Below are 14,570 nucleotides of genomic sequence, written 5' to 3'. Positions count from 1 at the left end.
CCTGTCGAGTTCGCCAACCGGGGAGCGGTGCCGGGGTACGTCGCGTTTCATCGAGACGCACCCCCACCTTCCCTCCCACGGAGGCGCGATCATGACTCGGAACCACTTCCAGCCGTCCCGGCGGACCGTGCTCGGCGGGGCCGTCGCCGCGCTCGCGGTCGCCGGTACGGGCACGGTCTCGGCGCAGGCCTCGTCCGGGGCCTCGGCGCGGGCCTCGGCCTGGCCGAGCGAGTTCCCGCTGCCCGACGGGTGGCTCCCCGAGGGGATCACCATCGGCAGCAGGCCGTACGCGTACATGGGTTCACGTGCCGACGGCTCGATCTACCGCACCGACCTGCGCACCGGCGAGGGCGGGGTCCTGCACCAGGGCGCCGCCGGGCTCGCGTCGATCGGTCTGAAGCTGGATGGCGACGGCCTGCTGTACGTCGCGGGCGGCGCCGGAGGGACCGCGAAGGTCGTCGACGCGCGCAGCGGTGCGCTGCTGACCACCTACCAGCTCACGCGGAACGCGGCGCCCTTCATCAACGACATCGTCCTGCACCGGGACCGTGCCTGGTTCACCGACTCCCGGGACGCCGTCCTCTACGGCGTCCCGCGCGGTCGCGAGGGCGCGGTCCGGGCCCTCCCGCTCAGCGGCGAGTGGGTGCAGGCACCGGCCGGGACCAACAGCGCCAACGGCCTGGTCGCCACCCCCGACGGACGCGGCCTGATCGTCGTCAACGCGGGCCAGCTGTACCGGGTGGACATACAGACCGGTCACGCCACCAAGGTCGCGCTGGGCGGCGCGACCGACGTGACGGGCGGCGACGGTCTGGTGCGTCTCGGGCGCGTCCTGTACGTCGTACAGAACCGCCAGAACAAGATCACCGTCTGGGACCTCGACCGGGACGCCACCACGGCCACCCTGCGCCGGACGATCGCCGACGCCCGTTTCGACGTGCCCACCACCGCCGCCCGCTTCGGCGACCGCCTCTACCTCGTCAACGCCCGCTTCACCAGCCCGCAGACGCCGGAGACGACGTTCAACGCGGTGGCCGTGTCCCTGTGAGCGGAGTGGCTCCGACTGCTCGGGCGCAGTGCGGCGTCGGTGTGGAACGCCGGCACGTACAAGGTCCGCTCCCACCGGTGGATCAGCGGCAGCTGCGGCTGACGGGCCCGGGGATTCACACGCGGTGGCGTGCACGCCCGCTTCTGCGTGCACGCCACCGCGGCTTGTCCCGCGTGGGGGTCATCCCAGGAGGGATGAGCGGGACTGCTCCTCGGGGAGGGGCCGGGTGTCGAGGTAGAACCACTCGGCGTCGGCGGTGGGCCAGGGCGACGGCTCCCCCGCTTCGGCCGGCTCCTCCCCCATGCCGGTGACCGGGCGCCTGGGCAGCGGCGCCGTGGCCGGGGCTTCCCCCGCGGACGCGGCGGTACGGGACCCGGCCGGTTCGGCCTGCTTCGCCTCCCCGGGCATCAGCAGTTCCACCCGGAGCCCCAGTCCGCGCTGCTGGGCGGTGAACTCCTCGACCTGGTTGCGGCAGGCGTGGTCCAGGTGGGTCACACCGGTCAGGTCCAGCCGGATCCGCGGCTTCCCGGACGCGGCGGCCGCCTCCAGCGCCTCGATCACCTTCGGCAGGCGCAGGAACGTGGCGTTGCCGGCCATCACGACCTTGGCCGTGTCCTCCTCCATGTGCTGGCGGATCACGGTCTGCGACATGCGCAGCGCGGCCAGCACGATGCCCGCGGCGACGCCGAACAGCACGCCCTCCAGCAGCGCGGTCGCGACGATGACCAGTGTGGTCAGCGTCATCACCGCGAACTCGCCCCGGTCCTGCCGCCACATCTTCGGGAACTCGGCGGGCGCGAACAGCTTCCAGCCGCTGTGCACGAGGACACCGGCGAGCACCGAGATCGGGATCAGCGCGAGCACCTGCGGCAGCAGCAGCGCGAACGCGAGCAGCCACAGGCCGTGCAGCGTGCGGGAGAGCCGGGTCTTGGCCCCGGCCTGGACGTTCGCCGAACTGCGGGCCACGACCGCGGTGATCGGGAGTGCGCCGAGGACGCCCGCGACGGTGTTGCCGACGCCCTGGGCGACCAGCTCGGTGTTGTAGCGGGTGCGCGGGCCGCTGTGCATCCGGTCCACGGCGGCGGCCGTGAACAGGCTCTCGGCGGACGCGATGACCGTGAAGGTGAGGATGGCGGTGATGATCGCCCCGTCGGTGAGCGCGCCGAACTGCTCCGCGCCCGGGAGGTTCACGGACGCGAGCAGGTTGCCCACCTGGAGCGTCTTCACGTCCACGCCGGGCAGCGCGGCGACGACCACGCCGATACCGACGGCGACCAGTGCGGCCGGGATCTTCCCGGCCGGGCCCGGCATCTTCTTCCACACGAAGCTGAGCACGATCGTGACGATGCCGAGCAGGGTGGCGATCATCGCCTGCGGGTTCGTCAGGACGCCGGCCAGCAGCCCGGGGATGCCGGCCATGTTCTCGATCGCGGTGCCGGGGGCCTTGGCGTCGGCCATCGGATAGGCCTGGCTGAACATCAGCGGCACGCCGATGCCGGCCAGCATGCCCTGGACGACGGCGACCGAGGTGGCCTGGAACATCCGGCCCAGTTTCACCAGTCCGAGGACGATCTGCAGGATGCCGGCGAACAGCACGATCACGCCGAGCATGGCCACGCCGACGTCCGCGACGGTGTCCGCCACGAGCGCGGCGAGCCCGGCGGCCGGCCCGCTGACCTGGAGCGTACTGCCCTTGACCGCGCCCACGACCAGCCCGCCGATCACCCCGGAGATGATCCCGAGCTCGGCCGGAACCCCCGAGGCGACGGCCACGCCGATGCACAGCGGCAGCGCGACGAGGAAGACGACGAGCGAGGCGGTGATGTCGGTGACGAGGTCGGCCTTGGCCCCGGCCTTGCCCCCCGCGCCCCCTGTCACCTTGCGGACGAGCCCGCCCAGCCCACCCCCTGACAGACCTACGGCAGGACCGCCCTTTGCCGGACCTCCAGGAGGCCCACCCGCCGCCGGGCCTCCGACAGAGCCACCCCCCGGACGCCGGCCGGACTCCCCCGCCGCGCCCCCCGACGGCCCGCCCGACACACCGGCCCGCCAGTCCGCGTCACCCCCTGAGGAGCCACCCGACCGCCAGTCACCCCCACCCTCGGAACGACCGCCCGCCCCCCAGTCAGCGACGACATCCGAAGCCCCGGCCGACCGCCAGCCCCCGGTGCCCTCCCCAGCACTACCCGGCCCCCAACCCGGAGAGTCCCCACCCGGACCGCCCGACCCCCAGCCAGCAACGGCCTCCGCAGACCCAGCCGACCGCCAAGCCCCCGTGCCCTCCCCGGCACTGCCCGGCCCCCATCCCGGAGGATCCCCAAGCGAACCGTCCGCCCCCCAGCCAGACTCGGCCTCGGCCGACCGCCAACCCCCCGTGCCCTCCCCGGGACTACTCGTCCCCCAGTCCGCAACGGCCCCCACCGCCGGACCACTCGCCCCCCGGCCGGTCCCGCCCTCCGAACGACCAGCAGCTCCCCATTCCGCAACGGCCTCCGCAGACCCGGCCGACCGCCAACTCCCCGTGTCCTGCCCCGGACCACTCGACCCCCAGCCCGCAGAACCCCCCGTAGAACCCCCCGCCCCCCAGTCAGCCCCGCTCTCCGCCGCCCCGGCCGACCGCCAACCCCCCGTGTCCTGCCCCGGACCACTCGACCCCCAGTCCGAGACACCCCCCTCGGCCCCGGCCGCTCCCGGGTCCGCCGTACCTCCCCCCGGGCCGGCCCCCCGGCCACCCCGTGCGGCAGCACCCCGTCCCCGCGCATGTGCCCCGCTCATGCGGCATGCACCAGGAACGTGCCGTCGTCGCCGCGTTCGTACACGAAGCCCGTGTCGACCTCGTAGTACCAGCCGTGCAGCCGCAGCCGGCCCGAGTCGAGCCGCTGTCGTACGACGGGGTAACTCCGCAGCGCGGCCAGCTGGTTGACGACGTTGCCCTGGGAGACCTCCGGGAGGGACGGGTCGTCCGGCGCGGTCTCCAGTACGGAGGTCAGCTCCGGGCGGGCGATGCGGAGCCAGGCGTCGACGCCGGGCAGTCCGGACAGGTCGTCGCCGGACTTCAGCGCGCCCATCGCACCGCAGTGTGAGTGACCGCACACCACGATGTCCTGAACCCCGAGCACCTCCAGTGCGTACTCGATGGTGGCCGCCTCGCCGGAGGCCCCGGGCCGTCCGTAGGGCGGCACGATATTGCCCGCGTTGCGCAGCTCGAATATCTCGCCGGGCCGCGCTCCCGTGATCAGCGCTGGAATGACCCGCGAATCCGAGCAGGTGATGAACAGCACCTCCGGATATTGCCCTTCAGCCAGTTTCCGGTATTCGCCGCTGTCGAAATCGATGCGCGTCCTGAACGTGCGGGCCCGATCGAGCAGTGCCTTCAACTCCGCCTCCTGAGCTGGGGTTTCTTCGTCTGCACCCCACCGTAGACGGTCGACCTACAGAGGAAGGTTAAGTAAACTCCAGAGCCCGGACAGGAATTGAACATTCTTTGTCCCGCATATACAGACGAACGGTAGTCTTGTAGCGTGTGAACTCCAGGGCAGAGAATGCGAATTCGCGCTGCCCGGATTCATGCCGGCTCACGGAGAGACAGGACGTATGGGCATACGAGTGCTGCTCATCGAGGACGACGAGACGATCGCCGAGCCGCTCACCGAAGGCCTCGGCCACTTCGGGCTGACGGTCGATCATGTCGCCACGGGCACGGACGGGCTGAGAGGCCCGTACAACGACGTCGTCCTGCTCGACCTGGGACTGCCCGACATGGACGGCATCGACGTCTGCCGGGGCATCCGGCAGGTCTCGGACGTCCCCATCGTCATCCTCAGCGCACGCGGCGAGGAGGCCGACCGCGTACTGGGCCTGGAACTGGGCGCCGACGACTACCTGGCGAAACCTTTCAGCGTACGAGAGCTGGTCGCCCGGGTCCGCGCGGTGACCCGGCGCACACAACGCACCCACCAGGCGTTCCCCGAGACACCGGGTGCACCAGGCACACCGGGCACCCTCGATACACAGCACCAGCCGCACCAACAGCGCCAGCCCGCGTACGACCCCACCCCCACACCCCCACCCCCACCCCCGTACGAACCGGCCCCGGCCATGTCCTACGAAGCCCCCGCGGCGGCCTCGTACGACCCCGCCCCCGACCCCCCGCACGACCCGGGCCCGCTCGTGGTGGACCGCCGTACCCGTCAGGTCTGGGTCGGCGAGGCCCCCGTCCTGCTCACCCCCAAGGAGTTCGACCTGCTGGCGCTCCTCAGCGAGGACCCGGGGGCGGTCTACTCGCGCCAGCAGATCCTGGACCGCGTCTGGGACCCGCACTACGACGGCCCGACCAAGACCCTGGACGTCCATGTGGCCGCGCTGCGCCGCAAGCTGGGCCACCCGGCGTGGATCCGGACCCTGCGGGGCGTCGGTTTCCGGCTGTCCGTGCACACCGGGCCGGGCGCCGCGCAGGTGGCCTCTCCGTGACCCGCCGGCTGCTGCTCAGCTACCTCAGTCTCGCCGCGCTGGTGCTGCTCTGCCTGGAGATCCCGCTGGGCTTCGTCTACTCGCGCGGGGAGCGGGAGCGGGTGGTCAACGCGGCGAAGGACGAGGCCGAGTCGGTCTCCGCGTACGCCGCGCTGTCCCTCGCGGCGGGGCGGGCCGAGCGGGACCTGCCCACGCGGGTGGCGCACTGCGCGCAGCGCATCGGCGGGAAGGTGGTGATCGTCGACGCCTCGGGCGCGTCCCTCGCCACCTCCCACCCGACGGACCCCGCGATGTCCGGCAATCTGGCCGCTCGGCCGGGCATCGCGGCCGCACTGCGGGGCACCTCGACGGTGGACGTCCGCACCTCCACCATCGGCGGCGTCGAGTACCTGTCGGTGGCGGCGCCGGTCGGCCAGGAGGCGCGGCCGGTGGGCGCGGTGTGGCTGACGGTGCCCACGCGCATGGTGCACGAGCGCGTCCACCATGTGTGGCTGCTGCTCGCCCTGGGCGGCTTCGCCGTGCTGACGGCGGTCACCGCGGTCGGCTTCGCCTTCGCCCGCTGGATGGGCCGCCCCATCCGCGAACTGGAGCACGCGACGCACGAGTTGGCCGAGGGCGGCGGCCGGTTCACCCCGGTGACGATCACGAAGGGCCCGCCGGAGGTCCGCAGTCTGGCCGCCGCGTTCAACCACACCGCGGCCCGGCTCGCCCATCTGCTCGCCTCCCAGCGGGCGTTCGCGGGCGAGGCCTCGCACCAGCTGAAGACGCCGCTGGCGGCGCTGCGGCTGCGCCTGGAGAACCTGGAGCCGGACATCGCGGCCCGGGCCCGGGGCAGCCTCACCGCCGCCGTCACGGAGACGGACCGGCTCGCCCGGATGGTCGAGCACCTGCTGGCGATGGCCCGGCTGGAGGAGCACGCGGCCATCCCCGCCACCGTCGACCTGGGCGCGCTCTGCACGGAACGGCATCGCACCTGGCAGCCCCTGTTCGCGCGGGAGGACGTCTCCCTCGTGCTCTTCGCGGGGAGCGTGGGCCCGGTGCTCGCGGTACCGGGAGCCGTCGAGCAGATCATGGACAACCTGCTCTCCAACGCGCTGCGGGCGTCTCCGGCCGGCAGTACCGTCACCATCGAGCTGCGCCTGCAGGCCCCGTCCCGCCGGGCCCTGCGCGACACCCGCCCCCGCTGGGTCGACCTGCACATCACCGACGAGGGCCCGGGCATGACGGAGGAGCAACGCGCCCGGGCCTTCGACCGCTTCTGGCGCGCCCCGGGCGCCCCCAAGGGCGGCACGGGGCTCGGCCTCGCCCTGGTGCAGCGGCTCGCCCACGCCAGCGGCGGCGAGGCGTCCCTGCACGCGGCGGCGACGGGCGGTCTGGACGTGGTGATCCGCCTCCCCTCCGTACGCCCGCCGGTCGAGGGGCCGGGACCGGGCGGCGACCGGTCGAGGAAGCCGAGACGGGAGGTACCGGCGCTGCCGGCGTGAGAACGCGCAGGCGGCCTCGCCGGACACACAGGCGGCATCACGAGGCATAGACCGGAGATCGGTCCCCTGGACACGTCGGTACAGCCCGGTGAAGCCAGGTCACGATCACGCTCGCCGGCCAGGCCGGCTGACTGCGGGCAGCCGCCCGCGGCACTCAGTTCGGGGCGTCGTTTCCGGTCACCACGTCGACGGCGTGGCGGCGGTGTGTGGCGAAGAGGCCGAGCGCGGTTTCGGTGTCGCGGGAGCGCAGCGCGGTCACGAGCCCGTGGTGTTCGCGCGGGATGCAGCCGAGGTACCCGTCAGTACTGAGGTTGATCCGGGTCAGCAGGAACAGGTGGACCTGGCACCGAATTCCGTCCCAGGCGTCGGCGAGGCGCTGGTGGCCGGCGGCGGCGAAGACGGCGTCATGGAAGGCGATGTCCAGTCGCACCATCTCGTGGGCGTCCGATACGTGCTTCATGACCTCGGCCGCCTTGGCGAGGGACGCGAGGTCCTCGTCCGAGGCGCGCGTGATCACTTGGCGGACCGCCAGGTCTTCCAGTGCGCCACGCAGGCTGTCCAGCTCCGCGACATCCTCAGGAGACACCGTCGTCACTGTCGTCCCGCGGTGCCACGCGCAGTGGACCAGCCCCTCGCGCTCCAGTACGCGCAGTGCTTCACGTACCGGGCCGCGGCTGACATCCATCATGGCGGACAGTTCCACCTCGCGAAGCTGAGCGCCGGGGGCGTAGACCCCACTGAAGATGGCCTCCCGGATCCGGTCTGCGACCTCGTCCGACAGGCCACGGCGGCGGGCCGGAGACACCTTGCGCTGATCACTCATGCCTGACTTGCACCTCCTCGCACTACGTCCTAATGTTAACATCACGTCATTGTCTCATTGTTAACATTAGGACAATGGGAGATCCCTTTGGGACCCACTCTCGGAAAGGCAGTGCCATGACTGTCCTCGACTCCCCGATCCCCCGGTTCCACCTGGCCGTGCCGGTCGACGACCTGGCTGCCGCGCGTCGCTTCTACGGCGACGTGCTGGGTCTGGAGCAGGGCCGCAGCGCGGACACCTGGGTGGACTGGAATCTGCACGGCCACCAGTTCGTCACGCATCTGGCACCTGAGCGCGCGCAGCGGATACACAACCCGGTCGACGGTCACGACGTCCCGGTGCCGCACTTCGGGCTGATCCTGACGATCCCCGCCTTCCAGGGGCTCGCCGAGCGGCTGCGCACGGCAGGCGTCGAGTTCGTCATCGAGCCCTATGTCCGCTTCGCCGGCCAGAAGGGCGAGCAGCACACGATGTTCCTCCTCGACCCGGCCGGCAACGCCCTGGAGTTCAAGGCGTTCTCCGACGACTCCCAGGTGTTCGCCGTCTGACCGGCGGCCACCGCACCACTTTTTCCCCCCCCACGAAAGACGGGACGAACTCATGAAGGTGTTCCAGATCGGCGCTGCCGGTGGAGTCGGCCGCCGCCTCACTCAGCTCCTCATCGCGCGCGGGGAATCGGTGACCGGCATGCATCGCGGGCCCGCTCAGGGCGAGACCGTGCGAGAGGCCGGCGGGACACCGTTGATCGGTGATCTCATCACCGACGCGGTCGACGACCTCGCGCAGAAGTTGCGGGGCCATGACGCGGTGGTCTTCTCGGCCGGCGCGCACGGCACCGGCATGGACAAGACGACCCTCATCGACGGCAAGGGCCTTCAGAGGGCCGCCGACGCGGCCGCGCTCGCCGAGGTGACGCGGTTCGTCCTGGTCTCGGTGTTCCCCGATGCGCTGCGCGGCGGCGAGGCCGGTGAGGGCTTCGAGCACTACATCAAGGTCAAGAAGAGCGCCGACGTGTACCTGACGCGCACCGATCTCGACTGGCTGATCGTCCGTCCCGGAACCCTCCTGGACAGCCCCGGCAGCGGCCGGGTCACGGCGGGCCCCGCCGTCGAGTACGGCGACGTGCACCGCGACGACGTCGCCGCGTTCATCGACGCCGCCCTCCACGAGCCGCGCCTGAACCGCGTGATCGTCGAGCTCACCTCAGGCGACACCCCCGTCGCCGACGCCGCAGCGCAGCTCGCGTCCGCCTGACCTCCTCCCCCCGTCGACCAACGCACCACCAGCAAGGAGTAGCACCATGACCGCCATAGATTCCTACAGCCACGACGTTTCCGGTGAGAAGGAGTTCGGTTTCGCCCAGGCCATCAAGGTCGGCGAGACCATCTACGTCTCCGGGCAGCTCTCGCACGACGCGGCGGGCACCTTCCTCCACCCGGGCGACTTCGACGCTCAGCTGAAGCAGTCCTACGCCAACTTCGAGAAGGTGCTCTCCCACTACGGCGCCACGCGCAACCAGGTCGTCTCCGAGACTCAGTTCATCGTGGACCTGCCGAAGTACAGCATGGCGATGGCCGCGGCAAACCTGGCCTATTTCGGTGACCACCGCCCCACCAGCTCCACCATCGGCGTCGCTTCGCTGTTCTTCCCGGGTCAGCTCATCGAGGTCAATTTCGTCCTCGACACCCGCCTGCCCGCCTGACGATGAGCCCCGGCACGGGCCGGGTGGAGCCGGCCGAGCGGACCGCCGCCGTCCCCGTCCCACGCGCGGACGCCGCGGCTTCCCTCACCGTCCGCTGAGCGACTCCCGCCCCTCTCCCCCTCGACGCCGGCCTTCCTGCGGCCTGCCCTCCCCCACCCGAAAGAGAAATACCGTGAGCACGCTGTTCACCCCCCTCACCCTGCGATCCCTGCAGATACCCAACCGGGTCTGGATGTCCCCGATGTGCATGTACTCCGCCGCCCCCGAGGGCGAGGAGACCGGCGCGCCGACCGACTTCCACCTCGCCCACCTGGCCTCCCGTGCCGCAGGCGGCGCGGGTCTGGTCATGGCCGAGGCCACCGGTGTCCGGCCCGACGGGCGCATCAGCCCCTGGGACCTGGGCCTGTGGAACGACCGCCAGCAGGAAGCGTTCACCCGCATCACCGAGGCCATCAAGGCGCACGGTGCCGTCCCGGCCATCCAGCTCGCCCACGCCGGCCGCAAGGCATCGGTGGACAAGCCCTGGCTGTCCGACCGCTACCTGACCGAGTCCGAGGGCGGCTGGCAGCCCGTCGCCCCCGGCGCGATCGCCTACGACGGACTCGCTGACCCGCACGAGCTGACCGTGGAAGAGATCCAGCAGCTCGTAGGCGACTTCGCCGACTCCGCGCGGCGCGCACTGGCCGCCGGGTTCCAGGTGGCCGAGGTACACGGCGCCCACGGCTACCTGATCAACTCTTTCCTCTCCCCGGCCTCCAACCACCGCATCGACGCCTACGGCGGCAGCTTCGAAAACCGGATCCGCTTCGCCCTGGAGGTCGTCGACGCCGTCCGCGCCGTGTGGCCCGAGGACCTGCCGGTCTTCTTCCGCACCTCCGCCACCGACTGGCTGACCGAGAACTCCGAGGACACCCGCGAGGGCTGGACCGGGGACGACACCGTCCGCCTCGCCAAGGAACTCCAAGCCCACGGCGTCGACCTGCTCGACGTATCCACCGGCGGCATGGTCCGCGACGCCAAGATCGTCGCCGGGCCGAACTACCAGGTGCCCTTCGCTGACCAGGCCCGCCAGGCAACCGGCATCCCCACCGCAGCCGTCGGCATCATCACCGAGCCGCAGCAGGCCGAGGACATCATCACCAGCGGGCAGGCCGACGCCGTATTCCTCGGCCGCGAACTGCTCCGCAACCCCTACTGGGCCCAGCACGCCGCGCTCGCACTCGACGCCGAGCCGACCTGGCCGGACCAGTACGCCTACGTCGTCAAGCGCCGCAAGCGCTGACCTCCCCACCCACGTACAGCCTCCGCCGCGCTGCCCCACCAGGGAAGGCGTGCTGGACCACCGCATTGGGAGATCCCCATGAACCACCTGCAGGACAAGGTCGTCGTCATCACCGGCGCCTCCTCCGGCATCGGCGCCGTCAGCGCCAAGGCCCTCGCCGCCCGCGGCGCCAAGATCGTCGCCGCCGCCCGCGGCCAGGAAGACCTCGACCAGCTGGTCGCCGACATCGAGAAGGCCGGCGGCACCGCCGCCGCCAGGCTCACCGACGTCGCCGACGCCGCGGACATGCAGGCTCTCGCCGACTTCACCGTCGCCGCCTACGGGCGCATCGACGTCCTCGTCAACAACGCCGGCCTGATGCTCTTCTCCTACTGGAAGGACCTCGCGCTCCACGACTGGAACCGGATGCTCGACGTCAACATCCGCGGCTACCTCAACGGCGTCCACGCCGTCCTGCCAGTGATGCTCCGCCAGAAGTCCGGCCACATCCTGAACATGGACTCCGTGGCCGGACACCAGGTCGGCGACGGCGCCGGTGTCTACAGCGCGACGAAGTTCTTCGTTCAGGCCATGACCGAATCCATGCGCAAGGAACTCGGCGTCCACGAAGGCATCAAGGCGTCCACGATCAGCCCCGGCGTCATCGACACCGGCTGGGCCGACAAGGTCACCGACCCCGCCGGACGCAAGGCCGCCCAAGAGCTCAATACCATCGCCATCAGCCCCGAGGCCATCGCCGACGCCGTCGTCTACTCACTCGACCAGCCCGCCGACGTCACCGTCAACGACCTGGTCATCTCGCCCACCCGCCAGAACTGGTAACACGCCAGGCCCGGACGAGGGCCCCTGCCACGGCGGGACGACCCGCATCGGGCCCGCCCGCTTTCGCCGAACCTCAAGGAGAGTTACGGCCGAGGCGTACTGGAGCTCTGCCTTCACTGCCGGGCGCGGTCCGCGTGCTCACCGGCACGGACGGCAGCGTCTTCTGAGAGCGGCTCGTCGCCCTCGACGACGAGATCGTCGAGGCACCCCTGCCCGTCCGCGGATACCGCATCAAGTGGCAGTCGGCCCGGCGCAGGCCGGCCACCTGCCCCAGCCGCAGACGCAGACGCAGACGCAGACGCAGACGCAGACGTCGCTCATGCGGTCGATCTCGCTCTCCGGCTCAGTACCGCAACCTCACGCGACGAACCGATCACAACGATCCCCGCAGAGCCACAGCCCCAGAGAACCTGTGCCGCAGGAGCAACGACACCCTGTACTTCTCCAGCCAACGCGGCACGACCGGCAGCTCGTCGGGAGGCATCACGTACGAGGTGAAGGGCCCGTTCCGCTCGTAGCCCCACCCTCCACCTTCACGTGAACATCACAAAATGGCCACCTCTCCCTCACGTCGGGCCGCCCGGTCCTACGGTCATCCCCTCACGTACCACCTCTGGGGGGATGACCATGACCAATCCGTACACCGGCCCGCACAACAACCCGTACCCCGCACCGCCCATGCCGCAGCCCGGCAGACAGGCACCCCGCTGGGCCCGGAAGCGCTACGTGCTGCCCGCCCTAGGCCTGGCCCTCTTCATCGGCATGGGAATCGGCGGCGGGGACACCACCACCGACGCGAAGCCCGCGGCCGCGAAGCCGCAGCCGACCGTGACGGTCACCGCGACGGCGACGGCCACCGCGACACCGCTCGCGAAGAAGCCGGAACCGGCTCCCACGGTCACCGCCACCAAGACCGTCAGGGCCACCACCACCACGGTCACCGCCAGGCCGGCGACGGGCGGCGGCTCCGACGACAGCGGCTCAGGCGGCAGCGGCAGCGGCTCCGGCGACACCGACGTCTACTACGCCAACTGCAGCGCCGTCCGCGCCGCCGGTGCCGCGCCCATCAGCCGTGGTGAACCCGGGTACGCCTCCCACCTGGACCGTGACAACGACGGGGTCGGCTGCGACACGTGACCCGGGTGAGCCGGTGACCATCGGTGCGTCCGGCCGTTCCTCCGGTGGGGCAGCTCGTACGGGCTGCCCGGCCGACGGAAGGAACATCACCGTGGACACGACCGTGCCCTCCCCCGACGCACAGCCCGTGCTGCCGCGCGCCGAGTGGATCAAGACGCTGCCGCAGACCATCGTCGCGTCCTGCGTCCTGCTCCTCGACGCCGAGGACCGGATCCTGCTGCTGCGCTACGCCGGGTGGCAGCCCGGTGCCGGGCTCTGGGGGCTGCCGGGCGGCATGCTCGACCACGGAGAGGACCCCGTCGGTGCCGCGCGCCGGGAGCTGTTCGAGGAGACCGGCATCCTCCTCGACCATGATCCCCGGCTCATCGGCTACGACCACCGGGCCGATGTGAAGGGCACCGGCCCGGTGATCGACTTCTACTTCCACGGCGGCCGTCTGCCGGCCGAACCGTCCGTCAGGCGCAGCGCGGAGCACGACGACGACGGCCTGTTCGCCCTGAGCGACCTGGAGTCCACCCCGCTGACGAACCAACTCCCGACCTTGACCGCCCTGCACACCGCCGCCCTGACCGGCACCGCCGTATGCCTGCGCGAAGGCCTGCCCCAGTGAGCGCGCCGCACCGCCTGGCGGCCGTCGTCCTGGCCGCTCTCGCGCTCGCCCTGAGCCTCGGCACGCCCTCGTCCCCGGCCGACACGCCTCTCCCGCCGGACCGGCTGCGGCAGGAGGCGACCGGAGCCCTGGAATCCACCGGGGCGGTCAGCGTCCAGATCCGCGTCCGGGACGGCCGGCACACCGTCGAGGCAAGCGCAGGCACGGCCGCCCTCGGCACCGGCCGGCCCGTGCCGAAGGGTGCGCACTTCCGGGCCGCCAGCGTCACGAAGTCCTTCGTGGCCGTGGCCGTGCTGCAACTGGCCGCCGAGCGGCGGCTGTCCCTGGACGACACGGTGGAGCACTGGCTGCCCGGCCTCGTCCAGGGACACGGCAACGACGGCAGCCGCATCACCATCAGACACCTGCTCCAGCACACCAGCGGCCTGCACGACTACGACTCCACCGAGCTGACCGGCCGTACGGCCCAGGAGTTCGAGCGCAGGCGCTTCGACCACATCGCCCCCGAACACCTCGTCGCCGCCGCGCTGCGGCACGCCCCGGACTTTCCCCCTGCCGACCCCGCCGACCCCGAGCCCCGCTGGAACTACTCCAACACCGGCTACCACCTCCTGGGCGCCGTCGTCGAGAAGGTCACGGGACATCCCTGGGCCGAGGAGGTGGAGGACCGGATCGTCCGCCGGCTGGGGCTGCGCGGCACCCGCGTCCCGGGAGACGACCCCTCCCTGCCGAAGCCGTACGCCCACACCTACCACCGGTTCGCCGGATCCGGCGGCTACACCGACACCACCGTCCGGAACATGGCGTGGGCCGGTACCGCCGGTGCGCTGGTCTCCACCTCCCGCGACCTGGACCGGTTCTTCACGGCCCTGCTCACCGGCGAACTGCTGCCGCCCCGGGAACTCGCCGCGATGCGCACCACCGTCCCCGGCAACGAGGAGCACCAGCGGTTCACGCCCGGACTGCGCTACGGCCTCGGCCTGATGGAGCAGCCACTGCCGTGCGGCGGCAGCCGCTGGGGCCACCACGGCGACCTCGAAGGCACCTTCGTCAGAACGGGCTTCACCGCCGACGGCAGCCGGTCCGTGATCGTCACGGTCAACGGCCGCACCACCGACGACACCCGGCTCCTCACCACCGAGAAGGCCCTGCAGGGGCTCATCGACCGGATGTTGTGCCGACGGTGACCACC

The 14,570-nt window shown here is 71.4% G+C and carries 14 protein-coding genes; 11 read left to right on the top strand and 3 right to left on the bottom strand.

Annotation, left to right across the window (positions count from 1 at the left end; translation table 11 throughout):
- The first annotated feature begins 91 nt into the window (after positions 1-91).
- Positions 92-1,048, top strand: coding sequence for an SMP-30/gluconolactonase/LRE family protein (locus tag ACFT4A_RS08395; RefSeq protein ID WP_382827097.1), 957 nt, complete (start codon positions 92-94; stop codon positions 1,046-1,048).
- 180 nt (positions 1,049-1,228) lie between these two features.
- Here the strand turns inward: ACFT4A_RS08395 and ACFT4A_RS08390 are convergent, their stop codons facing one another.
- Both ACFT4A_RS08390 and ACFT4A_RS08385 read right to left on the bottom strand, forming a co-directional pair.
- Positions 1,229-2,926: a SulP family inorganic anion transporter gene (locus ACFT4A_RS08390; RefSeq protein WP_382827095.1), complete on the bottom strand. Its 1,698-nt coding sequence runs from the start codon at positions 2,924-2,926 to the stop codon at positions 1,229-1,231.
- Between the two features lie 893 nt (positions 2,927-3,819).
- The gene (locus ACFT4A_RS08385; RefSeq protein ID WP_382827093.1) at positions 3,820-4,425 is read right to left on the bottom strand and encodes a carbonic anhydrase; all 606 of its coding nucleotides are present in this window, start codon (positions 4,423-4,425) and stop codon (positions 3,820-3,822) included.
- A 217-nt stretch (positions 4,426-4,642) separates the two neighbouring features.
- Here ACFT4A_RS08385 and ACFT4A_RS08380 point away from each other — a divergent pair, with 217 nt between their 5' ends.
- Together ACFT4A_RS08380 and ACFT4A_RS08375 are read left to right on the top strand one after the other, a co-directional pair.
- Entirely contained in the window at positions 4,643-5,518 is an 876-nt protein-coding gene (locus ACFT4A_RS08380) for a response regulator transcription factor (RefSeq protein ID WP_382827091.1), read from the top strand.
- Positions 5,515-7,002: a sensor histidine kinase gene (locus ACFT4A_RS08375; protein ID WP_382827089.1), complete on the top strand. Its 1,488-nt coding sequence runs from the start codon at positions 5,515-5,517 to the stop codon at positions 7,000-7,002. The genes ACFT4A_RS08380 and ACFT4A_RS08375 overlap by 4 nt, the downstream gene beginning before the upstream one ends.
- A gap of 154 nt (positions 7,003-7,156) precedes the next feature.
- Here ACFT4A_RS08375 and ACFT4A_RS08370 read toward each other — a convergent pair whose 3' ends face one another.
- Positions 7,157-7,825, bottom strand: coding sequence for a GntR family transcriptional regulator (locus ACFT4A_RS08370; RefSeq protein WP_382827087.1), 669 nt, complete (start codon positions 7,823-7,825; stop codon positions 7,157-7,159).
- Between the two features lie 116 nt (positions 7,826-7,941).
- On the opposite strand from ACFT4A_RS08370, the gene ACFT4A_RS08365 reads away from it, so the two are divergent.
- The 8 genes from ACFT4A_RS08365 (at position 7,942) to ACFT4A_RS08330 (ending at position 14,565) form a co-directional block, all read left to right on the top strand.
- Positions 7,942-8,373 (top strand): VOC family protein, encoded by a 432-nt coding sequence (locus ACFT4A_RS08365; protein WP_382827085.1) that lies wholly within the window; start codon positions 7,942-7,944, stop codon positions 8,371-8,373.
- 52 nt (positions 8,374-8,425) lie between these two features.
- Positions 8,426-9,079 carry an NAD(P)H-binding protein gene (locus tag ACFT4A_RS08360; RefSeq protein WP_382827083.1) on the top strand — a complete coding sequence of 218 codons (654 nt, stop codon included), beginning with the start codon at positions 8,426-8,428 and terminating at the stop codon, positions 9,077-9,079.
- A 46-nt stretch (positions 9,080-9,125) separates the two neighbouring features.
- Positions 9,126-9,527, top strand: coding sequence for a RidA family protein (locus ACFT4A_RS08355; RefSeq protein WP_382827081.1), 402 nt, complete (start codon positions 9,126-9,128; stop codon positions 9,525-9,527).
- A gap of 172 nt (positions 9,528-9,699) precedes the next feature.
- Entirely contained in the window at positions 9,700-10,809 is a 1,110-nt protein-coding gene (locus ACFT4A_RS08350) for an NADH:flavin oxidoreductase/NADH oxidase (protein WP_382827079.1), read from the top strand.
- A gap of 78 nt (positions 10,810-10,887) precedes the next feature.
- Positions 10,888-11,631, top strand: coding sequence for an SDR family oxidoreductase (locus ACFT4A_RS08345; protein WP_382827077.1), 744 nt, complete (start codon positions 10,888-10,890; stop codon positions 11,629-11,631).
- Between the two features lie 627 nt (positions 11,632-12,258).
- A complete protein-coding gene (locus ACFT4A_RS08340; protein ID WP_382827075.1) occupies positions 12,259-12,768 on the top strand; it encodes an excalibur calcium-binding domain-containing protein in 510 nt (169 codons plus the stop codon).
- A 91-nt stretch (positions 12,769-12,859) separates the two neighbouring features.
- Positions 12,860-13,378, top strand: coding sequence for an NUDIX hydrolase (locus ACFT4A_RS08335; RefSeq protein WP_382827073.1), 519 nt, complete (start codon positions 12,860-12,862; stop codon positions 13,376-13,378).
- Positions 13,375-14,565, top strand: coding sequence for a serine hydrolase domain-containing protein (locus tag ACFT4A_RS08330; RefSeq protein ID WP_382827071.1), 1,191 nt, complete (start codon positions 13,375-13,377; stop codon positions 14,563-14,565). Before ACFT4A_RS08335 ends, ACFT4A_RS08330 begins: the two co-directional genes overlap by 4 nt.
- Positions 14,566-14,570 lie beyond the last annotated feature (5 nt).

The organism is Streptomyces sp. NPDC057099, assembly GCF_042671245.1.
Taxonomy (GTDB): domain Bacteria; phylum Actinomycetota; class Actinomycetes; order Streptomycetales; family Streptomycetaceae; genus Streptomyces; species Streptomyces purpurascens.
The sequence above is the reverse complement of the archived record's forward strand: the minus strand, read 5'-3'. Positions and strand labels throughout refer to the sequence as shown.